The organism is Xenorhabdus bovienii SS-2004, from assembly GCF_000027225.1.
Classification (GTDB): Bacteria; Pseudomonadota; Gammaproteobacteria; order Enterobacterales; family Enterobacteriaceae; genus Xenorhabdus; species Xenorhabdus bovienii_C.
The window spans coordinates 1,977,630-2,004,068 of sequence record NC_013892.1 but is presented as its reverse complement, the minus strand read 5'-3'; the positions used below and the strand labels follow the sequence as shown (position 1 = coordinate 2,004,068).

Annotated in this window: 30 protein-coding genes and 5 pseudogenes; 23 read left to right on the top strand and 12 right to left on the bottom strand. The window is 43.2% G+C overall.

Features of this window, described 5'->3' with window-relative positions; genetic code table 11:
* Nucleotides 1–48: 48 nt before the first annotated feature.
* From XBJ1_RS08600 to XBJ1_RS08580, 5 genes and pseudogenes are all read right to left on the bottom strand, one after another.
* Nucleotides 49–1,029 (bottom strand): annotated as a pseudogene (locus XBJ1_RS08600) (DEAD/DEAH box helicase); the annotation flags it as partial.
* Nucleotides 1,030–1,040: 11 nt separating this feature from the next.
* The gene (locus XBJ1_RS08595; RefSeq protein ID WP_012988494.1) at nt 1,041–1,241 is read right to left on the bottom strand and encodes a hypothetical protein; all 201 of its coding nucleotides are present in this window, start codon (nt 1,239–1,241) and stop codon (nt 1,041–1,043) included.
* Entirely contained in the window at nt 1,241–2,071 is an 831-nt protein-coding gene (locus tag XBJ1_RS08590; RefSeq protein ID WP_012988493.1) for a hypothetical protein, read from the bottom strand. The genes XBJ1_RS08595 and XBJ1_RS08590 overlap by 1 nt, the downstream gene beginning before the upstream one ends.
* Before the next feature lie 173 nt (nt 2,072–2,244).
* Nucleotides 2,245–2,586, bottom strand: coding sequence for a hypothetical protein (locus XBJ1_RS08585; protein ID WP_051874007.1), 342 nt, complete (start codon nt 2,584–2,586; stop codon nt 2,245–2,247).
* A 162-nt stretch (nt 2,587–2,748) separates the two neighbouring features.
* Nucleotides 2,749–2,949: a helix-turn-helix domain-containing protein gene (locus XBJ1_RS08580; RefSeq protein ID WP_012988490.1), complete on the bottom strand. Its 201-nt coding sequence runs from the start codon at nt 2,947–2,949 to the stop codon at nt 2,749–2,751.
* 108 nt (nt 2,950–3,057) lie between these two features.
* On the opposite strand from XBJ1_RS08580, the gene XBJ1_RS08575 reads away from it, so the two are divergent.
* The gene (locus XBJ1_RS08575; RefSeq protein ID WP_038198757.1) at nt 3,058–3,687 is read left to right on the top strand and encodes a helix-turn-helix domain-containing protein; all 630 of its coding nucleotides are present in this window, start codon (nt 3,058–3,060) and stop codon (nt 3,685–3,687) included.
* A 341-nt stretch (nt 3,688–4,028) separates the two neighbouring features.
* Nucleotides 4,029–4,205, top strand: coding sequence for a hypothetical protein (locus XBJ1_RS21785; RefSeq protein ID WP_012988488.1), 177 nt, complete (start codon nt 4,029–4,031; stop codon nt 4,203–4,205).
* Here XBJ1_RS21785 and XBJ1_RS08570 read toward each other — a convergent pair.
* A complete protein-coding gene (locus XBJ1_RS08570) occupies nt 4,202–5,239 on the bottom strand; it encodes an IS630 family transposase (RefSeq protein ID WP_041573280.1) in 1,038 nt (345 codons plus the stop codon). The two genes, XBJ1_RS21785 and XBJ1_RS08570, sit on opposite strands and share 4 nt — an antisense overlap.
* A 281-nt stretch (nt 5,240–5,520) precedes the next feature.
* Between XBJ1_RS08570 and XBJ1_RS21385 the strand changes: the two genes are divergently transcribed.
* The 11 genes and pseudogenes from XBJ1_RS21385 to XBJ1_RS08515 all read left to right on the top strand — a co-directional run.
* On the top strand, nt 5,521–5,682 hold the full coding sequence (locus tag XBJ1_RS21385; RefSeq protein WP_012988487.1) for a host cell division inhibitor Icd-like protein: 162 nt from the start codon (nt 5,521–5,523) through the stop codon (nt 5,680–5,682).
* Between the two features lie 2 nt (nt 5,683–5,684).
* Nucleotides 5,685–6,071 (top strand): hypothetical protein, encoded by a 387-nt coding sequence (locus tag XBJ1_RS08560; protein WP_012988486.1) that lies wholly within the window; start codon nt 5,685–5,687, stop codon nt 6,069–6,071.
* Nucleotides 6,068–6,421 carry a hypothetical protein gene (locus XBJ1_RS08555; protein WP_012988485.1) on the top strand — a complete coding sequence of 118 codons (354 nt, stop codon included), beginning with the start codon at nt 6,068–6,070 and terminating at the stop codon, nt 6,419–6,421. Before XBJ1_RS08560 ends, XBJ1_RS08555 begins: the two co-directional genes overlap by 4 nt.
* Nucleotides 6,408–6,818 carry a hypothetical protein gene (locus tag XBJ1_RS08550; protein ID WP_012988484.1) on the top strand — a complete coding sequence of 137 codons (411 nt, stop codon included), beginning with the start codon at nt 6,408–6,410 and terminating at the stop codon, nt 6,816–6,818. Before XBJ1_RS08555 ends, XBJ1_RS08550 begins: the two co-directional genes overlap by 14 nt.
* A 72-nt stretch (nt 6,819–6,890) precedes the next feature.
* Nucleotides 6,891–7,244 (top strand): hypothetical protein, encoded by a 354-nt coding sequence (locus tag XBJ1_RS08545; RefSeq protein ID WP_012988483.1) that lies wholly within the window; start codon nt 6,891–6,893, stop codon nt 7,242–7,244.
* The gene (locus XBJ1_RS08540) at nt 7,234–7,566 is read left to right on the top strand and encodes an ANR family transcriptional regulator (RefSeq protein WP_012988482.1); all 333 of its coding nucleotides are present in this window, start codon (nt 7,234–7,236) and stop codon (nt 7,564–7,566) included. The genes XBJ1_RS08545 and XBJ1_RS08540 overlap by 11 nt, the downstream gene beginning before the upstream one ends.
* Nucleotides 7,559–7,747: a PerC family transcriptional regulator gene (locus tag XBJ1_RS08535; protein WP_012988481.1), complete on the top strand. Its 189-nt coding sequence runs from the start codon at nt 7,559–7,561 to the stop codon at nt 7,745–7,747. Before XBJ1_RS08540 ends, XBJ1_RS08535 begins: the two co-directional genes overlap by 8 nt.
* Nucleotides 7,747–7,965 carry a hypothetical protein gene (locus tag XBJ1_RS08530; RefSeq protein WP_012988480.1) on the top strand — a complete coding sequence of 73 codons (219 nt, stop codon included), beginning with the start codon at nt 7,747–7,749 and terminating at the stop codon, nt 7,963–7,965. Before XBJ1_RS08535 ends, XBJ1_RS08530 begins: the two co-directional genes overlap by 1 nt.
* Nucleotides 7,962–8,726 carry an ORF6N domain-containing protein gene (locus XBJ1_RS08525; RefSeq protein WP_012988479.1) on the top strand — a complete coding sequence of 255 codons (765 nt, stop codon included), beginning with the start codon at nt 7,962–7,964 and terminating at the stop codon, nt 8,724–8,726. The genes XBJ1_RS08530 and XBJ1_RS08525 overlap by 4 nt, the downstream gene beginning before the upstream one ends.
* Nucleotides 8,723–9,253, top strand: a complete 531-nt coding sequence (locus XBJ1_RS08520) for a hypothetical protein (RefSeq protein ID WP_012988478.1) — start codon at nt 8,723–8,725, stop codon at nt 9,251–9,253. Before XBJ1_RS08525 ends, XBJ1_RS08520 begins: the two co-directional genes overlap by 4 nt.
* Before the next feature lie 9 nt (nt 9,254–9,262).
* Nucleotides 9,263–9,574 (top strand): annotated as a pseudogene (locus XBJ1_RS08515) (hypothetical protein); the annotation flags it as partial.
* Nucleotides 9,575–9,759: 185 nt separating this feature from the next.
* Here the strand turns inward: XBJ1_RS08515 and XBJ1_RS20740 are convergent.
* A complete protein-coding gene (locus XBJ1_RS20740) occupies nt 9,760–9,948 on the bottom strand; it encodes a hypothetical protein (RefSeq protein ID WP_012988475.1) in 189 nt (62 codons plus the stop codon).
* A gap of 95 nt (nt 9,949–10,043) precedes the next feature.
* On the opposite strand from XBJ1_RS20740, the pseudogene XBJ1_RS22990 reads away from it, so the two are divergent.
* Nucleotides 10,044–10,392, top strand: a pseudogene (locus XBJ1_RS22990) (KilA-N domain-containing protein); the annotation flags it as partial.
* A 241-nt stretch (nt 10,393–10,633) separates the two neighbouring features.
* Nucleotides 10,634–10,951, top strand: a complete 318-nt coding sequence (locus tag XBJ1_RS08500) for a hypothetical protein (protein WP_012988473.1) — start codon at nt 10,634–10,636, stop codon at nt 10,949–10,951.
* A gap of 138 nt (nt 10,952–11,089) precedes the next feature.
* Here XBJ1_RS08500 and XBJ1_RS08495 read toward each other — a convergent pair whose 3' ends face one another.
* Both XBJ1_RS08495 and putP read right to left on the bottom strand, forming a co-directional pair.
* Nucleotides 11,090–12,325 carry a tyrosine-type recombinase/integrase gene (locus tag XBJ1_RS08495; RefSeq protein ID WP_012988471.1) on the bottom strand — a complete coding sequence of 412 codons (1,236 nt, stop codon included), beginning with the start codon at nt 12,323–12,325 and terminating at the stop codon, nt 11,090–11,092.
* Between the two features lie 532 nt (nt 12,326–12,857).
* A complete protein-coding gene (gene putP / locus XBJ1_RS08490) occupies nt 12,858–14,342 on the bottom strand; it encodes a sodium/proline symporter PutP (RefSeq protein ID WP_012988470.1) in 1,485 nt (494 codons plus the stop codon).
* Nucleotides 14,343–14,882: 540 nt separating this feature from the next.
* Here putP and putA point away from each other — a divergent pair.
* Nucleotides 14,883–18,863: a trifunctional transcriptional regulator/proline dehydrogenase/L-glutamate gamma-semialdehyde dehydrogenase gene (putA, locus tag XBJ1_RS08485; RefSeq protein ID WP_012988469.1), complete on the top strand. Its 3,981-nt coding sequence runs from the start codon at nt 14,883–14,885 to the stop codon at nt 18,861–18,863.
* A gap of 122 nt (nt 18,864–18,985) precedes the next feature.
* Here putA and fliZ read toward each other — a convergent pair whose 3' ends face one another.
* The 3 genes from fliZ to XBJ1_RS08470 all read right to left on the bottom strand — a co-directional run bounded on the left by fliZ (nt 18,986) and on the right by XBJ1_RS08470 (nt 21,503).
* Nucleotides 18,986–19,498: a flagella biosynthesis regulatory protein FliZ gene (gene fliZ / locus XBJ1_RS08480; protein WP_012988468.1), complete on the bottom strand. Its 513-nt coding sequence runs from the start codon at nt 19,496–19,498 to the stop codon at nt 18,986–18,988.
* A gap of 56 nt (nt 19,499–19,554) precedes the next feature.
* A complete protein-coding gene (locus XBJ1_RS08475) occupies nt 19,555–20,277 on the bottom strand; it encodes an RNA polymerase sigma factor FliA (protein ID WP_012988467.1) in 723 nt (240 codons plus the stop codon).
* Between the two features lie 254 nt (nt 20,278–20,531).
* Nucleotides 20,532–21,503 carry a flagellin FliC gene (locus tag XBJ1_RS08470; RefSeq protein ID WP_012988466.1) on the bottom strand — a complete coding sequence of 324 codons (972 nt, stop codon included), beginning with the start codon at nt 21,501–21,503 and terminating at the stop codon, nt 20,532–20,534.
* 277 nt (nt 21,504–21,780) lie between these two features.
* Here XBJ1_RS08470 and fliD point away from each other — a divergent pair, with 277 nt between their 5' ends.
* From fliD to XBJ1_RS08440, 7 genes and pseudogenes are all read left to right on the top strand, one after another.
* Nucleotides 21,781–23,247: a flagellar filament capping protein FliD gene (gene fliD / locus XBJ1_RS08465; protein ID WP_012988465.1), complete on the top strand. Its 1,467-nt coding sequence runs from the start codon at nt 21,781–21,783 to the stop codon at nt 23,245–23,247.
* A gap of 12 nt (nt 23,248–23,259) precedes the next feature.
* A complete protein-coding gene (gene fliS / locus XBJ1_RS08460) occupies nt 23,260–23,670 on the top strand; it encodes a flagellar export chaperone FliS (RefSeq protein WP_012988464.1) in 411 nt (136 codons plus the stop codon).
* Nucleotides 23,670–24,044, top strand: a complete 375-nt coding sequence (fliT, locus tag XBJ1_RS08455) for a flagella biosynthesis regulatory protein FliT (RefSeq protein ID WP_012988463.1) — start codon at nt 23,670–23,672, stop codon at nt 24,042–24,044. Before fliS ends, fliT begins: the two co-directional genes overlap by 1 nt.
* A 720-nt stretch (nt 24,045–24,764) precedes the next feature.
* Nucleotides 24,765–24,878 (top strand): annotated as a pseudogene (locus tag XBJ1_RS22985) (IS982 family transposase); the annotation flags it as partial.
* Nucleotides 24,879–24,882: 4 nt separating this feature from the next.
* A pseudogene (locus tag XBJ1_RS08450) lies at nt 24,883–25,200 on the top strand (DUF968 domain-containing protein); the annotation flags it as partial.
* Nucleotides 25,200–25,877: a bacteriophage antitermination protein Q gene (locus tag XBJ1_RS08445; protein WP_012988458.1), complete on the top strand. Its 678-nt coding sequence runs from the start codon at nt 25,200–25,202 to the stop codon at nt 25,875–25,877. The pseudogene XBJ1_RS08450 and the gene XBJ1_RS08445, both read left to right, overlap by 1 nt.
* 335 nt (nt 25,878–26,212) lie before the next feature.
* The gene (locus tag XBJ1_RS08440) at nt 26,213–26,434 is read left to right on the top strand and encodes a hypothetical protein (RefSeq protein ID WP_012988457.1); all 222 of its coding nucleotides are present in this window, start codon (nt 26,213–26,215) and stop codon (nt 26,432–26,434) included.
* Nucleotides 26,435–26,439 lie beyond the last annotated feature (5 nt).

The following is a 26,439-nucleotide window of genomic DNA, read 5'->3' as shown; positions in this document are numbered from 1 at the left end:
TCTTTTGGAAAGGTATTCGGTATACAGTTTTGAAAAGTTATCGACTGGACGCAGCGATCTGCCGATTGACTGCAACCAACGGATTTCCGACTTGGTGGGACGGGCGTAGATAATGCAGCGGACATCACTGTCAAAACCTGCCACGAGAACGCCAATATTGACGATGATTTTTGTTGCACCCTGCTCAAACCGATGGATGATCAAATCCCGTTCATCGTGGGGCGTGTTGGCCGTCATGATTTCAGCATTCACCCCGGCGCGATTGAATTCGACCGTGATAAAGTTGGCGTGGCTGACATTGACACAGAAGCAGATAGTAGGCTGATTTTCGCCCAGCTTGAGCCAGCTACTGACCACATCCCCGACCAGATCAGCCCCGCACATGATTTCGGCTATCTCGTCTTCCTTGTAATCGCTGCCGTAGTCGTCATTGCGGGCAGACTTCACCTTGCTTAAATCGGGCTTGGTGGGAGCGTAAAACTCGTAAGGACTCAGGTCGCCACGCTGGATTAACTCTTTTATCGTGGTGGGCTTTATCAGCTTCTGATAATAGTGACCGAGGAACGGCGAGAAAGGTGTGCCGGATAATCCGATAACCTTGCAATCTGTTTCAGAGGTCAACCGCGTAATCTCTGTCAGTATCTTTTTGCGTTTCAGGTGCGCTTCATCAATCACCAGCAAGTTAATGTCTTCGGGAAAGTCACGGCGGATCAGCGTGTCAGCCGACGCAATCTGAATCAGCTTTGACGGGTCTTGATTGGGGTGGTCACGCCAGATATAGGCGATTTCATCCTCCGGCAAGCCATACTCAATAAAGCGCTGGGCAGTCTGGTTGATCAGGACGGTGAACGGGCAGATCATCATGACCTTCATCCCCTTGGATATAAAACCGTCTGTGATGAAGGCAGATAATCCGGTTTTACCTGCGCCTGTCGGGGCATACACCATAAAAGAATTGAAGCGCTTCCAGTCCTGACGCAGCATGTTTAAAGCGCGTTCCTGTGCAAAGTTGGGGGTAATGGTTAGCATTCAGTCGCCCCTTATTTGCCCAATAAAGCGGCTTTATGATTCTCGATGGCGGATACAGAAACAACATTCGCTCTGCGCAATATGCTCTCTGCTTCAAGATTCCGGCCTTCCCGAATCAGGGTGATGGCAACATCAACAAGTTGCTGAGATCCACATAAAGTTGCGAATAAGTCGGTATTAGTGCCATAATCTTTTTGAGATGAAGTGTTCATTATTTCGCCTCCTCCGCAAGATCCGAATCAGTCGTACTCGCCAAAGTTTTGCTGTTCGGTTTCTTGCCTCCTTTGATTTTCAGTTCGTTTTTCCACTCATTGATAATCCGCTTGCTGTCTTCGGCGTGCTCGTGTGCAGGCATATTGCTGTACTGGCGCGCATAATCGATTTTATGGAAGTGCGGGTTTGTTATTGCCGGTGCGACAATGCCAACGGCGCGCTTGACGTCTTCGTCAGTCGGTACGCGATCAAGGTATTTATTGAGAGTTAATGCGCCAGTATCCGCTAAGTGTTCAGTGATTTTTTTCAGTTGCTTAACCGCACGAAAAACGTCTTTCACGCTGTCGTTATCTGCTGACGGCATCGCTTCACCTCCTATCATCTCCCCGTCAATGAACAGTGGAATGCTGTCGATGAATGCGCCACGGTTGAGGAATTTGTTTACTTCGGCTGTGGTGATGATCGGATACGCTTTGACTAATCCGAACAGGGTTACCGCCATTGATTCATCACGCCATGAACTCTTCCCTTTGCCGTTTCGGATAGCGGCAATCAGTGCATCCTGATGTTTCAGGCCTAGCAAATCGTAATCACCAACCACGATGTAGTGAGTGCTCAATGCTTCCAGATTCACGGGTTTTGCGTGGCTGTTGTGTGGTTTGTGTGGCTTGTGTGGCTTCCTTTCCGGTGAGTTTTTATTCACAAACTCCTTTGCTTCGCTCTCGCTCATTCCGATTTTCACCAGTGCGGCAACGGCTTTTGCTGGTTTCCAAGCGATCAATTGCTTGCGTCTTGCAATAATTTTTTCTGCTTTTTTAATGAGATTCATTCTTATTTATCCAAAAAAAATAGGGGGGTACATATTTAGTACTTTTCGTGACTGCCAGTTTTTTGGCTTTTCCCCACTTTGATAATCATTCTCACTTGGCTGTTTTTTCATACTCAGCCCTAGTGATCCCCTAAGCTCCGTTCCACAGCCAGAAGACACAGCCATTTTCGGTGCTACTGGCTGGCTCCTTGCCCTGAAACAACTCCTGAATTGGGCTTGTCCTCTGGCTGTGCTTTCGGGGCTAACAACGGCGCTTCTGTATAACCTTGCATCGATCTGTAATGCTTTTTGAAATACAGCCTGAGCCATGTGTTAGCGGCCTTAGCCCCGGTGTTATCCCGGCGAAATGACACTGGATCTTCATCCCGCCGCAGTTTGTAGACGTAGGCGTATTTATCTCTCGCATACTCCCGCATGGTTGGTTTCATCGCGGATAGAATCTTTTGAATAAATTCGGCATCACCCGACTGGTAAACGTCGGGCATTATTACGTTGTGGATTGGATGTATATTCACGATTGGAATTGGCCTTTCTACGTGCCGAACGGACGTGTTCGATACGCAAAAATTACGAAGTTAAATTTTGTTTGACAAAAATACAGAATTGTCATCTATCCTAAGATAGGTGATTTTGTAGACGTGCTTTTTCAGCACAGAGATGTTAAAGAGCAATAACGATTATTTTGAGCCGTATTGAAGCCATAATGGATCGCAATCTAAGGCTTTAGAAATTTCTAAAATAAATCTAGGGCGTTTAGTGATCCCAGCTTCAATTCGCTGAATTGATTGTTGCCTTGTTCCAGATAGTTCAGCTAATTGAGCTTGAGTCATATTCAGCTCATGTCGTTTGGTTTTTAATCGCTTGGATATAGTTTCCATCCTTGCAAATCTCCTTTATACAAATTTGATTGTATTTAATAACACATTATACTGTTTGTCAAATACAGTTTTTGTTGTAAGAATCCTACTTTAATTAAAGGAGAGGTTATGAGTCTTGCAGATAGAGTCAAGAACAGAAGGTTTGAGTTAAAGTTAACTCAAGCGGAGGCGGCTATGATTGCTGGCATTAGTCAGCAATCTTGGGCCGTCATTGAAGATGGGAAAACTCTGAGGCCACGGAATATAATAAGCATAGCCAAGGCCCTGAAATGCGATGCTGAATGGCTAATGACAGGTGGTGATTTCCAGCCCCTTTGTGATGTAAACATTCGAAAAGTGCCGTTAATAAGTTACGTACAGGCAGGGAAGATAGCGAGAGGCTTTCCTATGCGCGGCTACGATGACTTAAAACACATTATAACCGATATGAATTGGTCAGAACGCGCATTTGCATTGCGTATAGACGGGGACTCAATGGAACCCGATTTTAAGGCTGGTGATATTGTTGTTATCGATCCAGAAGTTACTCCCAATCCCGGAGAGTTCGTAGTAGCAGCAAGCTATGAACGGGAGGCAACATTTAAAAAATACAGGCCAATAACTATAAATATTGATGGAACACAGCACTTTGAACTCATCCCATTAAATAATGATTATCCTATTTTAGATAATCAGCGGATAAAAATCACCATTATAGGAACAATGGTTGAACATCGAATTTACCGTAGAAAACGATAATTTTTATTAGCCCTCCTCTTTTTTCAACCCGCCCCGCGCGGGTTTTTTTATTAAAAATTCTTACAAATACAAAAAGGTACAAAAAAATAACAATAAATACAGCTTTGGTTGTTGTCATTAAACAATTTTAATTGTATATTCTAATCATCGAACAGGCAGGACGCCCACGAAGTAGCCGCCAGTGGCGTAAGAAGATCTGGATGATTCGATAATTAACAATACCAAGTTATATCAGTACGCTCTTTAACAGACAGCGCTGAAAAAGTGCACCATTCTAACCAGTTGATTACTGACTGAGACGTGAAAACTACTCAATCACAAATCAACTAAAGGGAGATGATATGCACAACTTTCATGGCTACAACAATGCAAGAAAAAGAAGGCATGAGCGCAGAAAAGAGCAACAAGAAGCGTATAACAAGGATGAAGCCATAAATATGGCATTAAAGACTGCTCTCCATCCTGAAGAAATTACAATACCAACACGACCAATATTATCACTAAATATACGCAATTAACTTGAAGATGCGGGTTTTAAAATCTGGAAGTTATCAGTCAACCGAGTGGTGAGTTCTTTCGCTTTTTCTGGCAATGTGACATGAAAAAAGTGGCGCAGCGTTTCACGGAATGTTTTGGTATCCGGAAAATAGACATTGTTTCGTACCTGCTCATTCACATACTTCCATAATCGCTCAATCGGGTTGAGATTAGGGCTGTAAGGCGGCAGGTAGTGCAACTCAATATTCAAAACCTCGGCAAAAAATTGGACGACTCCGGAACGGTGATAACCCGCACCATCCAGAATAATGTGGATTTTTTGCGAAAGTGGATAGGTTTCCCGGATTGAGCCGAAAAAAAGGACGACATTTTTCGCGTTAATCGTCGGATATTCACGAACAATAGTCTCTTCAATCCGTTGTAAATTAAGGGCACCCATGATGTTGAGTCGAGTACGACTGCCTGTGGTTTCAACCACTTTGACGTGCTTCCGCCCGCTCTTCATCCAGCCATAACTTAATTTTGTGGACAGGGTCGGGTGAACCGCATCAATAAATAAAATAGGCGCATTCTGGCCACATTCTTCTTTCAGCGCGTTGTAGGTTTCAATAAACTGTTGCTGTTTATCCGCATCAAATTTATGCGGAGCACCCATTGGCTTCTTGTAGCTGAAACCTTGACGGTGAAGCCATTTCGTCATTCCTGCGACAGTGAAAGTCACCTGCCATCGTGCCCGAACATAGGCCACAATTTGTGCGGTAGTGTGCATCAAATTTGCCATCAGATACTCAACTAATTCTGTTGTTTGTTCGGCAGACAAACGGCTTTCAGAGCCCCCATTTTCAGGGGCGAGTTTTTCCTCAGAGAAGTAATCTTTCAGATGGCGGCTCACCGTACTTTCATGGATCCGCAAAGCCTGAGCAATCATCTGGGCAGTCCAGCCTTCTGAGGCCAAAAGCACGGCCTTGATGCGGTCACGTACTCGTCCATCGCGAGTCGTATCATGCATCAATTCGAGGGCGTCTTTTTGGGCATCTGTTAGATTAATTTTCATGGGCGCAATCATGATCTGATACAAATGAAAAATCAAGCATCTTCAATGACGACGGGTATAGAAAAGCAATGGATCGTGTTAATAAAGCAGTTTCAGTCCAAACCACTCCAAATTACGATAATTTCAATAACTGCTGCTTATCTAATGCAGCTCTCTACTCAACCAAAACTAAAACCCGCCGTCGTCTGGAATCAGGCGAGGTTACTGCTAGAGTGTGATATTTTCTTTATTAAAATAATCTTGAATTGAAAAAATTAATCCGCATTAAATAAAAGGTAATCATGAAAACTTTTATCTTTGCCGCAATAGAGCGAGCTAATACCGATCAACAGCTCCCTATTAAAATTAAATGTGTTGCTGAAAGTTATCACCAAGCAAAAGCGATGCTATCTGGTGAATATATCACAGCGTGGGCTGGTCAAATTATTAATCACGGAAATTAAACATGAACAATAAACTACAAGCAGCCGTCGAGATTGCAGAAGAAATTGAAGCCTCAATATTTCCCGTAGTGACTGCAATTCAAAATGAAGCCGAACCGGATACTTATTTAATGTGTCGTGGTGTACATCGTCAAACGTGTGATTTAGCCCAACGGTTAAGGGATATTAATAAGGAATATATTATGGAAGGTGTAATTGATACATGTTCTAATTTAGATATTGAACTAGAGCCAGCTAAAAATGCAATCGAAAAATTAAGATCACTATTGAGCACAATGATTGATGTCCGTGGAGATGATGACGACGCAAATTTACTTCTTATTGCGATAGATTTAGCCTTTGATGCCGGTAAAGAAATAGCACGAGTCAGAGGAGTGGAATACTCATGAATGACATCCGAAAACACATTTGCGTTAATGAAGACCGTTTATCTGAAATGAAAGAAGATGATTTAAATTATCTAATCTCATCAAGTGAAGATGTCATATTCGCAATGACAAATGGATTATTATCCATTGGCAACTTAGCAAGTGCCGCAGTTCATAGTGAAGAATATTCCCAAGATGATGCCATGACTGATCTAGAAAGAATAGCGCATCTGTTAACTGTAGTACCTCTTATTATAGAAGCGGAACACGAAAACAATATTAGTGCAGGAATTGAGTTAAGAGAAAGGCAAGCAATTAAAAAAGAAAAGCAATTAATTCAATTAATAAGGAATTACCATGAAAATACTTAAATCCATTGAAACTGCAACCATCCAAGATATCAAAATTGAACTGCGTGAAGTCTATGTCGTTCGTGGTGCTAGCAAGACTTATCTGAGCGAGAAAGGTGCACTGAATAAACTGGCTTATGTTCGGGCGCAGAAGCAATTCAATAAGGAAGACAGGCCAAGTAACTTCCCTGCCCAAGAGGTCATTCAGGAAGACGGCACTTCTGCATTACGCAAGGGAAAGATGCGCCCTGAGTTTATGGAACGACATGCTCAAGTACTGGAAGAACTGAAAGCTGATGTTAGACAGGTAAGAGAAATTGCTCGACTTAAAAAGGAATGCAAGAAAGCAAAAGAGAAACTCCTAACAGTCTTGGATGATTTAGAAAACGCAGAAAATAAATACAAAAATTCAAAATAATAAAAAATAAACAAGTTTTAATTACAGCGCCATTGCTGGGGATTCGTTTACGCTAAATTCAGGAAATAGAAAATGACAAAATTAACGTTGCTTGAAAGAAAGCGAAAGGCATTTATACATGCCAAATTGGACACATTGCAAAAGAAGCACAGTTCTCACTCTGTAATAGTCAAAGTGGCAGAAATTAATTACCGACTGGATTTAGACGAGGAGATATTAACCATAGCGTTAATTCGTTTCTTTGAACTCGACGCATTGGCATCAAAAAATAAACAAAAGGCTGAACAACTTCTTATATCGACATACAACAGCTTTTATACCAAGTTCGGAAATTTAACCGCAGAAGGCAATGAGTTTATGAATGAAATTCTAAAACTGATTGCAAAGAAAACGGAACCCATAAATGGAGATAACAATGAAAAATGAAACTTATTTAGATTTTGCTGAAACAGCCATCCAGAAAGAGAAAGAAGAAAAGTACGACCTTGCAGCTTTATATTGGGGAAAAGCCAGAAGTGTAGCCACCAGCTTTAATACTCAAGCATGGTCTGAATATCGTCAGGAGCATAACGAAAAAAGGTATTCATTGCATAACAGCTATAGCGAAGCAATAAGAGATCAAAAAGAAAGTAGAAAAATAGCGGCAATAAACAAACGAACGGCGGAGGTATTGGAAAGTCATCTCGAAAATCACGCTGAAACAAATAAGTGGAAACAAAAGCTTCAACAGGCGGCGAATAATGATTGAATATGAACAGGCAACAGAATTAGCGCAGAGTTTAGAACTAAAAGGCTTATTCCGCCGTGCTGCTGATAAATGGGGTGAGGCACTTTCATTATCCCGTAATAAAAAGCAAGAACAGGAATGCATCAAGAATAATTTGCGCTGTGTTCGAGAAGCAAAAATAACTATTAGGGAGGGGTTGTAATGACAAAGCGAAGAAATAAAACCCAACAAGGTTATGCGGGAATGACCATTCCTCAAGGACTCAGCTTGGAACGCAACGAGGTTGCTGATTATACCAATGTATGTAAGCACCTCTCTAACTTTAAAAGAATCGGCGATCAAATCCTGATGCCATTAAACCGAAAACAGAGACGGTTAGCCAAAAAATTAAATATTGAAATTACCGAGGTGGAACAATGATCAATAAGACTGAATTAATCACTATTAATAAAACTCAAATGCCTGTCGTGGAATATCAAGGACAACGGGTTGTGACGTTCTCCATGATTGATCAGGTTCATGCACGGCCAGAAGGAACTGCAAAAGCTGCCTTTAATAGAAACAATCACCGTTTTGTACAAGGCGTGGATTATCAAGTTTTAAGTCAGGACGATATACGTACCGACCTCCCTGACGGCTTATTTTCTAAGTTCGCCCCCAGCGGGATTGTGCTTTTTGAGTCTGGTTATCTGATGTTAACCAAGCCGTTCAATGATGATGTTGCATGGCAGGTTCAGCGTGAACTGGTTAGCAGTTATTTTCGCAAGCCACAAACAGTACTGAGCGAACTTGAAATGATTGCCAGGATCGCCAGCCATACAGCCCAACAACAACGTCAGATTAACCACATTGGCGAACAAGTTGAGCAAGCCCATGAAGCTATTGAGCAAATCAAACGCGGAACCATTCCAGCAGGTTGGATTGGGTTCTCCCTGGCTGCGACCGAATCCGGGCTAACCAATCCCAAATGCCGCACCTTGGCTGAACAGTATAACGTACCTATCGACACCGTCACCATCATGACACCAGATGGACAGCCTCGCCCTATGAAAGTTGTATTCAAAGAAGACTTCATGAGCGCGTTCCGTCTGATGATGGGCGAAGCAGAAAAACGCGGCACTCGCTGGTCACATCCCAAAATGGGGATCTTTCAGGTTATCGGATGGGAGGACAAGCAATGATTATTAATTCATGCCTGTTACGTGCGGCTTTGGTTTGTGTCGCTAAAAACGACCCTCGTTATTATCTGTGTGGAGTGCATATAACCCCTAAGTATCTGGAGTCATCAAATGGTTTTGTGGCTTTCCGGTTAGAGCACGGCATCAACACACGCCGTAAAGCCATTATCCAGTTCCACGGAAAGATCCCCAAAAAGGCTGACACTACAGAACTGCATTTCACCAAAGAACCTTATGCTGTACACAGGGATATTGCCGGGGTAAGGGTGGGATTTACAGCCTTATCCATGCTGGATGGTCGCTTTCCTGATTTAGACCGGGTTATCCCAAAGAAAGTGGAAAATGTTATTCCTCAATTTCAGGCTGAGTTCCTGACCTATCCTCAAAAAATGTTCGGGGATGATTCGAGGTTCATCGCTGTTTCCATGCATCCATCCGGCATGACTGAGGGATGTGTAATGAAGTTCAGCGACAACATTAATCAACGTTATGGCAACCCTCAGCTTGTTGTCATGCCCTGCCGGATATAGGAGGTTCAGATGATAACGAAAAACTTTCGCCTTAACGCACTGGCAAACGCTTACGCAGCCGCCATCTATCACGATGTAACAGCCCGTAACGGTGGCGATCACTTCGCGATGCGAGTCGGCAAAACAGAAATCAGTGTCGCGATTGTCGATGGCATAAAAGGTATTCGTGAGTTAGTCGATAGTTACGCATTGGAAGCACTACAGCAGAATTACCCGGCATGGGAAGTGATAGCCATAAACCTGATGGAAAAATGCGTAATCAATGACTGTCTGACAGGCCACGGGCGTAAAATATGGCAAAGCATGATCAATGACATGGGGACATGCTGGCAGCTAAGGGGGCGTTTCAATGAAAATCGAATATCAGGACAAGGGCAGCACAGCGCAAATAGTCATTGTCAGTTTCATTACAGAACGCCGAAAACACAACCGTTGTGTTGATGCTGCCCTGTTAGCTACACCTGTTCGGGCTTCTTCTTCCGGTGTATTTTTCAGAAGAACAGTTATCACAGGCAAAGCCAATCACATGATGCGCGCTTACAAAATCCTTTGCAAGGAGGCGGACAGTGACAGATAAGCAGCGCCAGATGGCAGACATTGACAATGTGCTTGTTAAGGCCACGTTCCACATCGACGACGGCAGGGATCATACGGATCAGATTATCCACCGCCTCAGACAGAACTTTTACATTCATGAGGGCGATTGCCCTCCTCTGCCACCCGCGCCAAAAGTGGCAGAAGTGAAATTAACACCGGTGAAGAAAGCGGGTAATAAGCGAGGTAAAGAATAATGAAAGGCAAATTACTTCCTGTGGTTGTTGGTGTTGAAATTCCCCTTGATGAATTCGGGCGCTACAACCTGAACACATTACATAAGGCCAGTGGAGAGGGTGAAGAAAAAGCACCAAACAGATGGCTGAGAACCAAGTACGCAAAAGAGCTTATTGCAGAATTGGAGGCTAAGTTACTGAAAAGTATTCAAACGCCAGATTTGGCGCTTGCTCAAAAAGCAGTCGATTCTGCTCACGGCGGCACATCGCCGGGCACTTACGCCCATGAGTTGATAGCGGTTTCTTACGCGGGATGGATTCGACCGGATTTCCAGCTTGATGTGAACCAGGCATTTATCGATTTCAAATCGGGAAATTCAGGTATCGGCATTAATGCCCTGCCGTCTCTCGATCACATGGTTGGACGATTTGATGAATTACGCCACCAGCTAGCAAAAGATGAGAAGAACGAAGCTGAGTTGCTTTCTGTGTGCAGCCAAATCATGAACGCTCGCAAAAAGACCAAAGGTAAGCGCCATAAGATGATTAGTGCACTGAAAGAGGCGGGACAAATGGCTATCTTTGATGATGAAAACAGCGGAGAAGAGTCATGATCAATAACTCATTCCACCTGACTCAAATCATCGCCTCGGTCTGGGGCGATCCTTCTGATATCACCGATGCAATCTGGCAGGCAGGATACCGTAAGCCAGAACGGGGAGAAAAGGAAATCGCCGAACTGATTATTGATGTCATGAACGGGGTACCGGACGAGGTTTCCTACTCCGAAAGACCGAAGAATCTGAACGATATTCTAACAACGGAGCTGAACAACATTATTTTTGATGCGACATGGGAAGGAAAGGCGACACCTGCGGGAGTAGCGAAAATGGTTTTGGAGAACGGTTATCAGAAAGGAGGTGCATGATGGCGGAGTCACCCTATATCAAAACTCAGGAACTGGCAGCTCGATACAGTGTAAAACCACATACTATCAGGTTGTGGTGTGGTAATGGGAAGCAAAGAAGAAAAGGCTTCCCAAAACCTAAATTTTTATCCGACCAGCTTAATTTTCTACGGCAGGATATTCTTGACTGGGAGGGCGGGAAACAATTTTAGTCAACTTATCCCACCAGCGTTCATATGCTTCTCTCTGCTCATTCAGGTAGGTGTGCTTATCGTACACCTGCCATACTCCCGGTAATTTGTGCCCCAGCATAATCTCGGCCACATGAGGTGAAGTCAGATCAGAAATCCCTGTGCGCATTGTTTTGCGCAAGTCGTGGATTGACCAAGGGGTATAATGTTCGAAATAACTAGACATTTTTTTATTCAGTGAATTAATTATTTGAAGATGCGATCCTTCCGCAAATGGTTTACCACTGGATACTATAAATAGATGTTCGCTTCCGCGATTTAGCGTCTTCGCTTGTTTAATTAATTCCCTGGCTTCTAGAACAATTGGCCTGATAATAGGTTTTTGGGATTTAGCCCCAGTTTTGTGATTTTCGGGAGGGATAATCCAGATATTTTTTTCATAGTCAAAATCGGTAACTTTAGCTTTCAGCAATTCACCAATACGACATCCAAATAAAAGGCATAGTTTTATTATTAACGCATTACGTGGATTATAACTAGGGGAATCAATAATTTTAAATAGAACTATTAATCTCTCTTCGCTCAACGTACTGTCATCTTTGTTGGTTTTTTTTCTTCCTAAATCACTGATCAATACATCGGATAGAGGGGTGATTTTAGTCATTCCTCTCCGCACAGCCCACCGATGTGCATTTTTGGTGTTATTCAATATCCGAACCCCAATTGATGGGTGCTGTTTAGTAACATCTTCAATTAAGGCTAACCAAATATGGAGAGTGACTTCATCATGGGGTAATTTACCGATTTTGGGAAAAACATATAATTCGAACGAACGTAAAATTTCATTCGCTTTCACTAGCACTCCTTTCATCGCTGTTTCCCACCAATCTCGGATAAGCCTTTCCACTGTCACAGCCTTTAAGACGGACTCGCGAAGAACGCGCTTAACCATTTTAGGGTTATGGTGTTGCTCTAATTCTCCACGGTAAAAAATCACAGCATCACGCGCATCTTTTAGGCTAGTCGCTGGATATGTACCTATGTCAATTCGATCTCCTTTTCCATCCCAGCGATACCGGAACTGAAAAATCACTTTACCTTTCGGAGTAACACGAATAGATAATCCGTCTCTGTCTGATTTGGTAACCATTTTTTCTTGGGGCTTGCCACTGGTAGAGCGCAGCCATGAATCAGTAATTGCCATATCACCTTCCTCAAAAAACAATACAGCTTTTAATGTAGTTTATGTACACTGATATGTACATACTTGTCATGACGCAAGATGATATCCTTTGACTATCCGTGATTAAACCTGACAAACTTTGATTGAATTTATATTTAAATTCAATGCATTAAATTAAATTTATGACTATTAATACTTATTAATGACTAAAGGTGATTAAATAAAATCATTACACAGAATAATAAGTTATTATGGACTAGCCGTATTGGTATGATCGAACAAAAGGGTGGATTATTTGATCCGTCTTATTTTTATGGATTTTTTATACCAGACAATATTGTCCAGCACGTTTAAATCAAATGGATAGTAATTCAGATGGCTCAGAACCTCCATCTTATATTCAAGCTACCTTTAATTCTGAACCAATACCAATAATCCCTCTTTCTATAAGATACAATTACAGAGCCAGTACTTATGAAAGAACCAATTTATAATAAACAACTAATTAAAAAGCCTCTGATTGTTCAGAGGCTTTTTATCACAGTCTATTTTTTTATTTAGTTTTATAATGGGCTTCCGCCTCATCAAAACGCTGTTGAGTTGCCTGACTTGGCGCTTTCCCTAACAGGCTAACACCAATAATGGCAATAGAAGCAAAGATAAAACCTGGAATAATTTCATACAGCCCGAACCATTTGTACTGCATCCATACCAATACCGTAATCGCTCCCACCAGCATACCGATCAATGCACCATTGCGCGTCATCCGTTTCCAAAGTACCGAAATCAGTACTACAGGGCCAAATGCCGCACCAAACCCAGCCCATGCATTACTTGCCAGAGCCAGCACTTTATTGTTCGGATTGGTTGCAATAACAATCGCAATCGCAGCCACCAGCAACACCATCAAACGGCCAACCCATACCAACTCATTCTGACTGGCTTTAGTGCGCACAAAGGCTTTATAGAGATCTTCCGTCAACGCACTAGAACAAACCAATAACTGGCAGCTCAAAGTACTCATCACTGCCGCCAATACTGCCGACAGCAAGATACCGGTAATCCACGGATTGAACAACAGCGTACCTAACTCGATAAAGATACGTTCGTTCTTTTGTAATACGGGAGCCGCCTGCTCTGGGTACAGCTCAAAATAGGCAATGCCAAAGAAACCAACAGCTACGGTTCCAGCAAGGCACAGAAACATCCACGTCATACTGATACGACGGGCTTTGTGAATGGTTTTGTGAGAGTCCGCAGCCATAAAACGCGCAAGGATGTGAGGCTGGCCGAAATAACCAAATCCCCATCCCAATAGCGAGATAATGGCGATAGCATTTAATCCCTTGAACATATCCAGATAGAAGGTATGTTTTGCTTCAATAACCGCGATAGCATTCTCAAACCCACCAACATTGAACAAAATTAGTACGGGTACCAAAATCAGGGCAAAAATCATCAGAGTTGCCTGAACGGTATCCGTCCAGCTTACTGCCAAAAAACCCCCGAGGAAGGTATAGCCAATAGTCGCCAGTGCCCCAAGCCATATTGCTTTTTCATAGCTGATACCAAAAGTGCTCTCGAATAACAGACCACCCGCAACGACACCAGATGCACAATAAATGGTAAAGAAAACAAGAATAACCAACGCTGAAATGATGCGCAGGATTTTACTGCTGTCTTCAAAACGATGGGTGAAATAATCCGGTAAGGTTAACGCGTTGTTATTCACCTCAGTATGCACGCGCAATCGACCGGCAACCCAGAGCCAGTTCAAATAAGCGCCCATCAAACAGCCGATTGCTATCCAACCACCTGAAATTCCAGATAAAAAAATCAAGCCCGGCAACCCCATCAATAACCAGCCACTCATATCAGAAGCGCCAGCAGATAATGCTGTTACCACACTGCCCAATCGCCGCCCACCCAATATATAGTCATCAAAATTTTTGGTGGAACGATAAGCCATGTAGCCTATCACCAGCATCGCGGAAATGTAGACAATGAAAGTTATTAGCATTGGTGAATTTACTGTCATGCAGGTTCTTCTCCATAGTGTTTCTGCAAATCGTGTTATTTGCGTAAATAATGTTATCTGTACTTAAAGCCACTCTTGTTCAACATGATATGTTTTCAGTGCAATATATTTGCAGTACAAGGCACTTGCCTACCAGGTTGCACCTGAAGATCATTTCACCTAAAGCGGCATTAATTTTGGTATGTATAATTTATGTTTGTAATTATTTTAAAATCACTTTCTATCCTAGATTAGCTAAAACATTTTTAACAACTAATTAACGATGTTTTTTCTTAGAAACGCTCGCTAAGTCACATTTATCACTTCAGAAGTTGTACCTTTCATTAAAGAATCAGTTACACCTCCATAATTACAACAATAAAAACCATTAAATATCAATTAAATAAATACTAACAAGTTATAATATTTACCAACAAAATAATCAAAACAAGATTAGTTTCACAAATTTAGAACGGCCGCTTTTAACATGGTTGCACAAAGTTGCAACATGACAGATATTGTTATGTAACTTGGTTAAGTCTTACCTATTAAGGAGTGAGAATGGGTAGTACCACTATGGGCGTGAAGCTCGATGAAGCAACGCGTAATCGTATAAAATCTGCTGCACAACGAATTGAACGCACACCACACTGGCTGATTAAGCAAGCCATTTTTAATTATCTTGAACGCCTGGAAAATGAGGAAAAGATCCCAGAAATATCAGTGTTTCAGGATAACAAAGAAGAAAAGATTTCCGAAGAAGAATCACAGATTGAGGCGACTTCTCAACCATTTTTGGATTTTGCCGAGCATATTTTGCCCCAATCGGTGAAACGTTCTGCAATTACTTCAGCGTATCGTCTGCCCGAAACGCAGGCAGTTCCCATGTTGCTGCAACGTGCTCAATTATCAGGAGAACAAGCCAAAGCGACCCACAAACTCGCTTACTCCATCGCTGAAAAACTACGCCAGCAAAAACATGGCACTGGCCGCGCCGGTTTAGTTCAAGGGTTACTGCAAGAGTTCTCCCTTTCTTCACAGGAAGGCGTTGCGCTGATGTGTCTTGCCGAAGCCCTGCTGCGTATTCCCGACAAAGCGACCCGTGATGCGCTGATCCGTGACAAAATCAGCAACGGTAATTGGCATTCTCATCTTGGCCAAAGCCCATCTATGTTCGTCAATGCCGCAACTTGGGGTCTGTTGTTCACGGGCAAGCTGGTATCTACCCATAATGAAGCCAAATTATCCAAGTCCTTGAACCGCATTATCAGCAAGAGCGGTGAACCATTGGTGCGCAAAGGTGTTGATATGGCGATGCGCCTGATGGGAGAACAATTTGTCACAGGTGAAACCATCGCCCAAGCCCTCGCCAACGCTCGCAAGCTGGAAGAAAAAGGCTTCCGCTATTCATATGACATGCTGGGTGAAGCTGCGCTGACAGAAGAAGATGCACAGGCATACATGGTTTCTTATCAACAGGCAATCCACGCCATTGGTAAGGCATCGAACGGCCGCGGCATTTATGAAGGACCGGGCATCTCCATTAAGCTGTCAGCCCTGCATCCACGTTATAGCCGTGCTCAATATGAACGCGTCATAGATGAGCTTTATCCACGCCTGCTTTCTCTGACTTTACAGGCTTGTCAATATGACATCGGTATCAATATCGATGCAGAAGAAGCAGATCGTCTGGAAATCTCTCTCGATTTGCTGGAAAAATTGTGTTTTGAACCAAAACTGGAAGGCTGGAACGGTATCGGTTTTGTTATTCAGGCTTACCAAAAGCGCTGTCCTTTTGTGATTGACAGCATTATCGACCTGGCGCAACGCAGCCGCCATCGCTTGATGATCCGTCTGGTGAAAGGAGCTTATTGGGATAGTGAAATCAAACGTGCCCAAATTGATGGTCTGGAAGGCTACCCGGTGTATACCCGCAAAGTGTATACCGACGTTTCTTACATCGCCTGCGCCCGTAAACTGCTTTCCGTCCCCAATCTGATCTATCCACAGTTTGCGACCCACAACGCGCATACTCTATCTGCGGTTTACCATCTGGCTGGACAGAATTATTATCCGGGACAATATGAGTTCCAGTGTCTGCACGGCATGGGTGAACCGCTGTATGAGCAGGTTGTCGGCAAGATTGCCGATGGCAGGCTCAACCGCCCATGTCGCATTTATGCGCCTGTCGGGACACATGAAACACTATTGGCTTATCTGGTTCGCCGCCTGTTGGAAAATGGCGCCAATACTTCGTTCGTTAATCGCATTGCAGATACCTCCCTGCCCCTTGATGAACTTGTTGCTGATCCGGTGAAAGTAGTTCAGGAACTCGCACAATCTGAAGGACAAATTGGTCTGCCACATCCGAAAATTCCACTACCACATGATTTATACGGCAAGAACCGCGTCAATTCCTCGGGGCTGGATCTGTCGAATGAGCACCGTTTGGCTTCACTCTCCAGCGCATTACTGAGCTCTTCGATGGAAACATGGAACAGCGAGCCGCTGCTGGGTGGTGATTATGCACATACCGGCGAATTGCCGACAGCTAAATCCGTCAATAATCCTGCGCGGCCTTCCGATATCGTGGGCTATGTCCGTGAAGCGACTGAGCAAGAAGTCAGCCACGCTCTGGACGTTGCCATCGATGCAGGTACTATTTGGTTTGCAACTCCCCCCTCAGAACGCGCCGCGATTTTGGTGCGTGCAGCGGAATTGATGGAAAATAACCTGCAATCCCTGCTCGGCATTTTGGTTCGTGAATCCGGTAAAACCTTCAACAATGCCATCGCTGAAGTGCGTGAAGCCGTTGACTTTCTCTATTATTACGCAAATCAAGTTCGGCAGGATTTCGCCAATGACACCCATCGCCCACTAGGGCCAGTAGTTTGTATCAGTCCGTGGAACTTCCCGATGGCGATTTTCACTGGCCAAATCGCCGCAGCATTGGCGGCAGGTAATAGTGTCTTGGCAAAACCAGCGGAACAGACGCCATTAATTGCCGCTGTTGCAGTCAAAATGCTGCATCAGGCAGGTATCCCGCGTGATGTGCTGCAATTGCTGCCTGGTCAAGGGGAAACTGTCGGGGCTTTGCTGGTTGGTGATGAGCGTGTGCGGGGCGTGATGTTTACAGGCTCCACCGAAGTTGCCAGCCTGTTGCAGCGCAATATTGCCGGCCGTCTTGATGCACAGGGGCGCCCAACGCCATTGATCGCCGAGACGGGCGGACTGAATGCCATGATTGTCGATTCCTCAGCACTGACGGAACAAGTTGTCACCGATGTGGTCGCGTCGGCCTTTGACAGTGCGGGTCAGCGTTGTTCCGCTCTGCGTATTCTGTGCGTACAAGACGATGTGGCAGAAAGAACCCTTACTATGCTGAAAGGAGCCATGGCTGAGTGTCGGATAGCAAATCCTGAACACTTATCAACGGATATCGGCCCGGTGATTGATGCCGAAGCGAAGGCTGGCATTGAGCGCCATATCCAGACCATGCGCACCAAAGGCAGGCCGGTTTATCAAGCAGTACATAAAAATGAAGCCGATAGTCAGGAATCTTCACAAGGCACGTTTGTCAAACCCACGCTGATTGAGCTGGAAAATTTTGATGAATTAAAGAAAGAAGTTTTCGGCCCCGTACTGCATGTAGTGCGTTTTAACCGTAATGAGCTGGATAAACTGCTGGAACAAATCAACGCTTCTGGTTACGGATTAACGCTAGGTGTTCATACGCGCATTGATGAAACCATCGCACAAGTCACGGCCAACGCTAAAGTCGGTAACTTGTATGTCAACCGCAATATGGTCGGGGCTGTCGTCGGTGTACAGCCATTTGGTGGCGAAGGTCTGTCAGGCACCGGGCCAAAAGCGGGTGGGCCGCTTTATCTGTATCGTCTGTTATCACAGCGTCCCGTCAATGCTGCCAGCCAGACACTGGAACGTCAGGATGAGGAATATCAGCTTGATGCCAGAGCGCGTGTCGCCCTGCGCTCCCCTTTCAACAAATTGGCTGAATGGGTAACAGCACAACATAACGATGCTTTGAGCAAATTAATTCAGAAATACAGCCTGTTAGCTCAGGGCGGAACCATTCGATTACTACCGGGACCTACAGGGGAACGCAATACTTATACGCTCTTGCCACGCGGTGAAGTTTTGTGTCTGGCCGATAATGAGCAAGATACGTTGGTACAATTGTCTGCCGTGTTGTCTGTCGGCTGTCAGGCCATCTGGGAGAAAGACGATTTGCATCAGCAATTACTGCGTCAATTGCCGGATGAGGTTCGCCACTCAATTCGTCTGATCAACGATTGGCAAAATGAAGAGACGGAAATGGAAGCCGTTATTTATCACGGTGATTGCGACCAGCTACGTCATGTCTGCGGTATCATCGCTCAACGCAAAGGGCCGATTGTTTCAGTACAGGGTTTTGCCCGTGGTGAAACAAACCTGCTACTGGAACGTCTATTACATGAACGCTCATTAAGTATTAATACTGCCGCCGCAGGGGGTAATGCCAGTCTAATGACAATTGGGTAAGATAATTTGGTTATAAATATATAACTAATAAATATATAATTAAAATATAGGGGGAATGCGTTATTATCGCATTCCCCTCTAGAATCGTGCAGTCTGATAACGTTATATCTCTACGTAATTAATCAATACCCGTTCTGTTGCCAGCTCAGATATTGCTCATATTTACGCAGCGCGATATTGTAATTACTAAAAGCAGACTGAGACAATTTCTCACTGAGTTTTTCCTGAATTTTTTCCGGCGTAAACTCTTGTGCTGGGTAATTGCTTGATGTTAGTAATTCATCCAATCGCCGCAAACGAACCACATATTCGCGCACAGTGCTATGGCTCATCTCTGTTTGCTCAAACAGATACTGTTTAAATGACATAATGTCGAAATAATCAGTTTGGCTATTGCAATAAATTTCGCTACAGAAGCGGCACAGCGCCACAAATTTACCCTGTAACTCATCCCATGTTTTGTCATCAACTAATTCAGTCATCTCAGAGATAGCTTCCTTGTTGATTACCTGACCGTTAAAAACGAGAGAAATACGGTCAAGGGTTTTATGACAGTGCAAACAATGAGTCTGACTATGTTTATAGTCCTTGATATAACGGCTGAGAGGCCGTTTCTTTTGTGTTGTAACAGACATAAGAAATAAAGCCCTGTGTGTAGTCTTAACTTAACAAAAAACAAATAAGCAAAAAGTTACTTTTCTGGATTCAAACGCGCCCTCAGCCGTTTTATTGCCTGGCTGTGAAGCTGACTCACGCGGGATTCTCCCACATTAAGTACTGCGCCAATCTCTTTAAGATTCAGTTCTTCCTGATAGTACAGCGTCAGAACCATTTTTTCCCGTTCAGGCAGCGACTCAATGACATCGATAACCCGCTGACGAAGATCACCTTCCAGCAATTGTTGGAGAGGATTTGTCTCATGCTCGTCCTCAATTACCGGCTCACAGCTTTCGCCATGAATTTCGTGCCACTCGTCATAAGAAAACAGTTGACTGTTATTTGTGTCTAACAGTATTTGCCGATATTCTATCAGATTAATCTTTAATTCTTTAGCAACTTCCTGCTCACTAGCTGGACGGCCTAACTCTTGCTCAAGTTTACGGATGGTCTGCGTGACTTCACGTGCATTACGCCGCACACTACGCGGAGCCCAATCACGGCTCCTCAACTCATCCAACATTGCACCTCTGATGCGCTGTACCGCATAGGTGGTAAACGCGGTTCCCTGCAAGGAATCAAAACGCTCCACCGCATTCAGTAAGCCTATACCACCAGCCTGAAGCAGATCATCAAGCTCCACGCTGGCAGGCAGCCTCACCTGTAGCCTCAATGCTTCATGGCGAACTAGTGGTACATAGCGCTTCCAGAGGCTATTTTTGTCCATCACGCCTTCGGCGGTATACAAATCGCTCACAACAACAGACACCTTTGGATAAGAGACTGGCTACCATTATCCAATCACCTAATCGGTACAATCGTTTGAACAATGAAGTAAAAGCGCTTCTTTTTCACCTATGCGAAATTTTTTTGTCGTCCGCCCAAATGCATCGTAAGTTTCAGTCTGTCCCTGACAAAGGTTAAAAAATAAGGATCGGCAAGCCGATCCTTATTTTTTAGAGATTATTTATGCAGGGTGTCCTGCATAAACTCTCAACTGGGAAATAAAAATTAACGCAGCAGAGACAGAACAGATTGTGGAACCTGATTAGCCTGAGCCAGAACAGAAGTACCCGCCTGTTGCAGGATCTGGCCACGGCTCATGTTGGAAACTTCAGTTGCGTAGTCAGCGTCTTCGATACGACTCTTCGCTGCACTCAGGTTGTTAACCGTGTTGTTCAGGTTGTTAACAGTGGATTCCAGACGGTTTTGAACTGCACCTAGGGAGCTGCGCAGGCTGTCAACTGTAGACAAAGCGCCATCTAATTTAGCCAATGTATCTGCTGGTAATGCCCCTGCTTCTTTTGCTTTTTCAAGAGCTGCTTGCTCTGTTTTAAGCGTTGCTTCTGCCGCAGTTTTTGCAGCACCTGTTGCTTTTTTCGCGTCCTCTTCAGCCTTTTTTACTTTACCTTCAGCCTCTGTAATTTTCGTTTTTTCCTCACTAGTTCTTTGTAATTCAACGCTAAAATCACCCAGTTTTAATGTTTCCTTATCAATTTTCTTCAGGTCGATAGCGATTTTTTCACCATCGTTAGCACCAACCTGAATGTTCAGAGTAGTATCTTTGCTTAATACTTTTACTCCATTAAACTGAGTTTGTTCAGAAATACGATTGATTTCATCCAGACGCTTAGTGACTTCTTCCTGAATGGATTTCCGGTCACTTTCAGAGTTAGTGCCGTTTTGGGCCTGAACAGCCAGTTCACGAATACGTTGCAGATTGTTGTTGATTTCGTTCAGAGAACCTTCGGTCGTTTGGGCAATAGAGATACCGTCGTTAGCGTTACGGGCAGCCTGAGTCAGACCTTTAACGTTCGCAGTAAAACGGTTAGCGATCGCTTGACCAGCAGCGTCATCCTTCGCGCTGTTAATACGTAAACCAGAGGACAGACGCTCAATAGCAGTACCTAAAACACCTTGGGATTTGCTTAAGTTGTTCTGAGCCAGCAGAGATGAATAGTTGGTATTAATAACTGATGCCATAGTAGAGTTCCTTTTTAAAATCAAGTCGATATAATTAGTTTGAGCTTTTTCGCTCACGGTGTTCATCACCGCCAACAGTTTTATCGGCTCCTTAAAAAGAACCTTTAATTTTTATTGAAAAACTTTTTTCTTTTTTCGCACTTTTCTTGCCGATAACCCAAACAGCGCCTGTTCTCGTCAATTATTCCGTCCATCAAAAAAATCATTTTGTCAGTAAACTTTTCGCAAATTAATCCGATAACATACCCAGTGATGCTTTACTAATAAAGGAGTCAACATGGCTAGCATTTCTTCATTAGGAGCCGGATCCGGGATGGATTTAGGTTCTATACTGGATAAACTTCAGGCAGCAGAAAGAAAACGTTTAGAACCATTAGCACAGCAGCAAACCAGCTATAAAGCCAAATTAACCGGTTTTGGCACATTAAAAGGCAGTTTAGAGAAACTTAAAAGCGCATCCGAAGAACTGAAAAAATTCGATAAGCTCAATACCACCAAAGTCAGCGAAGACCATAAAACATTTACCCCAACTACGGATTCCAAGGCTAGTCCGGGTAACTATATTATTGAAATCAATCAGCTTGCTAAGGCACAGTCCCTCCAATCCCCTGCGGTTTCCGATGTGAAATTCCCGCAAGGAGAGAAACTGGGCGAAGGGAAAACCCGCACCATTGTCATCACCCAGCCGGGTGAAGAAAAGCCGCTGCGTATTTCCCTGAAAGATGATGAAACGTCTCTGATTGAAATCCGTGATGCGATCAATAAACAGGAAGGCAACGTTAATGCCAGCATCATCAAAGCAACCGACAATAAAGACAATAAAGACAATAAAGGCGAGAATAAAAACTACCTGATCCTGACGTCGAAAAAAGCAGGAATACAGTCCGTCATGACAATCAAAGTTGAAGGTGATGACAAACTGAGTAAGTGGCTGAATTACACGTCTGGTAGCGAAAGTGTCCCTAAAAGTGGCTCCGGTGCAATGACGCAAACAGTGGAAGCCGCAGATGCAAAATTAAAGGTCAATGGCATTGAGATTGAACGTCAGACCAATGAGATAAAAGATGCGCCGGAAGGCATTACTCTGAATCTGAAAAAGCTCACAGAAAAAGATGAGTCTGGAAAACCAAAACCAGAAACACTGGTGGTTTCCCGTGATATTGAGCCAACGAAAGAAGCGATTAAAAAGTGGGTTGAAGCCTATAATGGGGTACAGACGACTTTCGAATCACTGACCAAATTCAAGCCTGTAGCCAAAGGTGAATCCGCTTCCAAAGACAATGGCGCCCTGCTCGGTGACGGCACCTTAAAAAGTATTCAAAGCCAATTGAGGCACCAGATTTTCTCACCACAGGATGTTGCTGATATTGCTACCCTGAATAAATTGGGTATCAAACAAAAATTAGACGGCACTCTCGAAATCAGCAACGAAAAACTGGAAAAAAACCTGAAAGAGAAACCTGCCAACGTTAAGGCTTTCTTCATGGGTGATGGTGAAAAAACCGGTTTCGCAACCCAAACTTATAATATATTAAAGCAAACGCTGGATAGTCACGAAGGGACTATCGCCACAGCGACCGAAGGCATCAACAAGCGTCTGAAAACACTTGAAAGACAAGTGGAACAGACCAATAAAAATATTGATGCAACAATAGAACGCTATAAACGTCAATTTACAGAACTGGATAAACTTGTTAATTCATTGAAGAGCACAAGTTCATCCCTATTCCAGCTTTTAAGATAATAAAAGGACATTATGTATCAACGTTCGGCAAGCCAGTTATACGCTCAGGTAGATCTTGAGAGCGAAATTATGAATGCCTCTCCCTATCAGTTGATTCAGATATTGTTCAATGGGGCGCTTAGCGCCCTACGTCGTGCAATTATTCTGATGCAACAGGGCAATATCCCAGAGAAAGGTTTAGCTATTTCCAAGGCAATCAATATCATTGATAATGGTCTCAAAGAGGGATTAGATTTCGAAAAAGGCGGAGAGATTGCTCAGAATCTGTTTGCTTTATATGATTATATGAATCGTCGTTTACTCCATGCTAATTTTCGCAATGATGAGAAGGCCATTACCGAAGTGATTGATTTACTTACCGAGATTTCAGATTCTTGGCGGCAAATAGGTCCTCATTACAACGCCAGTCAGGATATTGTTTAATGAAAAATGATCTGGATCTTTTGTCAGCTTACCAGCGGATCCTTAGTTTAAGTGAGCAAATGCTTGATTTAGCTAAAAATGAACAGTGGGATGAACTTGTTGATATGGAAATCACTTATCTGAAGGCGGTTGAAGTGGTTACCCTATTATCAGAAAATTCAGACGCCCCACTTTCATTACAGCAAAAATTAACCCAAATTTTACAAACTGTCTTGGATAATGAAAAAGAAACGAAGCGATTGTTGCAAAAACGATTAAGTGAACTTAGCGACCTGATTAAACAAGAAAGCTGCAAGCAACTATTACATGATACTTATGGGCAGTTCCCTGTCAGTGACTATGAAATGGAGTTAACGACTACAGAGCCAAAATAAATACAACAACGACGCCATGTGCTTTTATTAAAAATAACACTAATTGGTGGTGTCATTTATTTGTTTTCACTTCAGGTGGTGTCATTTAGTCACCATCGCTTTTTTGGTTAATCTAATTAGGCATTTTATTTTATTCATAATTTGCAAACAATCAAGAAAACCCATACAAAATTATTTAACAAAAAATTAACCAAACAATATTCATAACAGCTTTTTTACCTCATTGATAGAAGATAAAATCATCATACTTTATCTTTACTTAAAGAGAAAATTATGCAGTGGAATAATATCAATAAAGTCATCGTCTTTGCGATATTATTCATCCCCTGAATGGGTTTTTCATTGTTACCGATAACATTTTCAGAATGGGGACAGTTATATAGCCAAACGACCGAAATAGTCATTCCTTTTATCGATAATCAAGCACCTCCCATGACTCTTATTTGTATGCCAGTACTCACTTTCGAAAATCCAAACTGTATCTCATCTCGCTTTATCCCCTGTCATTTGAATTGAAATATTATGCCATATTAATATGATTCTTCTATAACAGTAAACCTGTACCACAGCCTATTTCCAGTAAATGACGGGGATACAGGGCATCAATTCGTTGCATAGTACCCGTTCGTCACTCTTCCATCTGTTCAAGCGGGATCGGTTGATCGGAATAACTGTTTATCCAACCGCCAAAATCACTATCTAAGGTCAGCGGATTCTCTCAGTGAAGTGATGACGCTCCTCATTTTATTCCACATGAGCCATTATCGTGATTTTAAAACGTTTTATATTCAGCATGTCAAACACTATCTTAAAGTCGGTTTTCCCAGGTTGGTCAGAGGTTGACGCTGAACCGCCCGCCAGCTTTATGCGTTTGCCAAAATTACAACGGTGGCGCAATACCCAATGGCTGCAATGGGTGAAATCCCAGCCCTGTGCGGCCTGTCAGCGTCCTGCCGATGATCCCCACCACATTATCGGTCATGGGCAGGGCGGGATGGGTACTAAGGCGCATGATTTGTTTTGTCTGCCACTTTGCCGGGAATGTCATGACGACCTGCATCGGGACAGGCTGGCATGGGAAGAAAAACACGGTAGCCAGGTGGATTTATTATTTCGTTTTCTGGACAGATCGCTGGGAATAGGGGCAATCAAATAATGACAAAATGGTATTCGCATGACTTGCAATACGTACGCTCGCAGATTATCCCCGCATTGTTTGATATTGCCGGTGAAACCAAGGGGCAATTGGCGGCATTTGAAGACTCTCCACTGACATGTACAGATCACTATAAGCGCAATAAAGCCCGTATTAGGGTAGGAAATCACTGGGTCGTACAGGATACCGATCCGGTTTTTTGTCTTGAAACCCGCATGAGAAAACAGCCCAAACCGCCTATTAACCCGATAACATACAGGGGGAGTTCGTGGCGGCGGGCAGTACTGGCCATGGATAAACCCAAACTGGCATGGGTGCTGTACTGTTATGCACATTCCCTGGATTATCGCTATCAGGTTGAAATATGCGAATATCTCTGGGGAGGCTTTCTGGCAGGGCAAACAAACCGTCGGTTATCAATCAAAGTCAGCACGAGATTAAAAGGATTGGTATGGTTGGCCGTTCAGCAACGTGCCAAGGGGTGTCGTTCAGAGAATTTCTTATCTTATACCAGATCAGAATTGGCCAGCTTGACTGGGGTGAGTTTATACAATTGGAAAAATAATTATGCGGCACATTGGATAGCCTTGGTGGAGTTATGCGAAAACATGGATAGAGAAGCACTCCAAGATATCATCAGATTAAGAATTAAACAAAAATCAGACCATGATCTATAAAACTTGCAAAAGTGTCCGAAATCAGCCGTATTTTAATTAATTCTGATATCTTGCCAGAATTGTAAGTAATAAATTAACCCACTTAATAGGTGGGTTTTTTATTGCCCTGTATTCAATAAAGGGTATTTGTAATCAGCAGCAAACTTCAAATTGACAGCTCCCTGAATCACGTACTCGACTAATAGACAGATTTTATAATGCGCAACCCTATTTAAATGCGTATTAATTTTGCTATACGGTATTCAATTGATATAAAAAACCATCCTAAGTAATATTGACTGGCAATTTAGCAGTAAGATGAAATGACCTTTAACGAATAATAAAGTGAGGGATTTATGTCTAAAATTAATAAGCTGGATAATATTGGTAAAAAATGCTCATTTAATCCTGACCAATATAAGAAGAAGATTGAGGTGGATGATGTAGCACCTGTAGGTTCTTTTCCGTGGGCAGTGATTCAAGTGTATTTGAATAAACCAGTGAGACGTAGCGACTGGAATTCTAATATATACCTTATACCTAAATACGATAATTCAGGTCATGTATTAAATGATTAGATTAG

Bases quoted from the DNA above. Each gene is read 5' to 3' on its own strand.
- XBJ1_RS08595 (WP_012988494.1), bottom strand. From the start codon at position 1,241: ATGAACACTTCATCTCAAAAAGATTATGGCACTAATACCGACTTATTC.
- XBJ1_RS08590 (WP_012988493.1), bottom strand. From the start codon at position 2,071: ATGAATCTCATTAAAAAAGCAGAAAAAATTATTGCAAGACGCAAGCAA.
- XBJ1_RS08580 (WP_012988490.1), bottom strand. From the start codon at position 2,949: ATGGAAACTATATCCAAGCGATTAAAAACCAAACGACATGAGCTGAAT.
- XBJ1_RS08575 (WP_038198757.1), top strand. From the start codon at position 3,058: ATGAGTCTTGCAGATAGAGTCAAGAACAGAAGGTTTGAGTTAAAGTTA.
- XBJ1_RS21785 (WP_012988488.1), top strand. From the start codon at position 4,029: ATGCACAACTTTCATGGCTACAACAATGCAAGAAAAAGAAGGCATGAG.
- XBJ1_RS08570 (WP_041573280.1), bottom strand. From the start codon at position 5,239: ATGAAAATTAATCTAACAGATGCCCAAAAAGACGCCCTCGAATTGATG.
- XBJ1_RS21385 (WP_012988487.1), top strand. From the start codon at position 5,521: ATGAAAACTTTTATCTTTGCCGCAATAGAGCGAGCTAATACCGATCAA.
- XBJ1_RS08560 (WP_012988486.1), top strand. From the start codon at position 5,685: ATGAACAATAAACTACAAGCAGCCGTCGAGATTGCAGAAGAAATTGAA.
- XBJ1_RS08555 (WP_012988485.1), top strand. From the start codon at position 6,068: ATGAATGACATCCGAAAACACATTTGCGTTAATGAAGACCGTTTATCT.
- XBJ1_RS08550 (WP_012988484.1), top strand. From the start codon at position 6,408: ATGAAAATACTTAAATCCATTGAAACTGCAACCATCCAAGATATCAAA.
- XBJ1_RS08545 (WP_012988483.1), top strand. From the start codon at position 6,891: ATGACAAAATTAACGTTGCTTGAAAGAAAGCGAAAGGCATTTATACAT.
- XBJ1_RS08540 (WP_012988482.1), top strand. From the start codon at position 7,234: ATGAAAAATGAAACTTATTTAGATTTTGCTGAAACAGCCATCCAGAAA.
- XBJ1_RS08535 (WP_012988481.1), top strand. From the start codon at position 7,559: ATGATTGAATATGAACAGGCAACAGAATTAGCGCAGAGTTTAGAACTA.
- XBJ1_RS08530 (WP_012988480.1), top strand. From the start codon at position 7,747: ATGACAAAGCGAAGAAATAAAACCCAACAAGGTTATGCGGGAATGACC.
- XBJ1_RS08525 (WP_012988479.1), top strand. From the start codon at position 7,962: ATGATCAATAAGACTGAATTAATCACTATTAATAAAACTCAAATGCCT.
- XBJ1_RS08520 (WP_012988478.1), top strand. From the start codon at position 8,723: ATGATTATTAATTCATGCCTGTTACGTGCGGCTTTGGTTTGTGTCGCT.
- XBJ1_RS20740 (WP_012988475.1), bottom strand. From the start codon at position 9,948: ATGAATGTAAAAGTTCTGTCTGAGGCGGTGGATAATCTGATCCGTATG.
- XBJ1_RS08500 (WP_012988473.1), top strand. From the start codon at position 10,634: ATGATCAATAACTCATTCCACCTGACTCAAATCATCGCCTCGGTCTGG.
- XBJ1_RS08495 (WP_012988471.1), bottom strand. From the start codon at position 12,325: ATGGCAATTACTGATTCATGGCTGCGCTCTACCAGTGGCAAGCCCCAA.
- putP (WP_012988470.1), bottom strand. From the start codon at position 14,342: ATGACAGTAAATTCACCAATGCTAATAACTTTCATTGTCTACATTTCC.
- putA (WP_012988469.1), top strand. From the start codon at position 14,883: ATGGGTAGTACCACTATGGGCGTGAAGCTCGATGAAGCAACGCGTAAT.
- fliZ (WP_012988468.1), bottom strand. From the start codon at position 19,498: ATGTCTGTTACAACACAAAAGAAACGGCCTCTCAGCCGTTATATCAAG.
- XBJ1_RS08470 (WP_012988466.1), bottom strand. From the start codon at position 21,503: ATGGCATCAGTTATTAATACCAACTATTCATCTCTGCTGGCTCAGAAC.
- fliD (WP_012988465.1), top strand. From the start codon at position 21,781: ATGGCTAGCATTTCTTCATTAGGAGCCGGATCCGGGATGGATTTAGGT.
- fliS (WP_012988464.1), top strand. From the start codon at position 23,260: ATGTATCAACGTTCGGCAAGCCAGTTATACGCTCAGGTAGATCTTGAG.
- fliT (WP_012988463.1), top strand. From the start codon at position 23,670: ATGAAAAATGATCTGGATCTTTTGTCAGCTTACCAGCGGATCCTTAGT.
- XBJ1_RS08445 (WP_012988458.1), top strand. From the start codon at position 25,200: ATGACAAAATGGTATTCGCATGACTTGCAATACGTACGCTCGCAGATT.
- XBJ1_RS08440 (WP_012988457.1), top strand. From the start codon at position 26,213: ATGTCTAAAATTAATAAGCTGGATAATATTGGTAAAAAATGCTCATTT.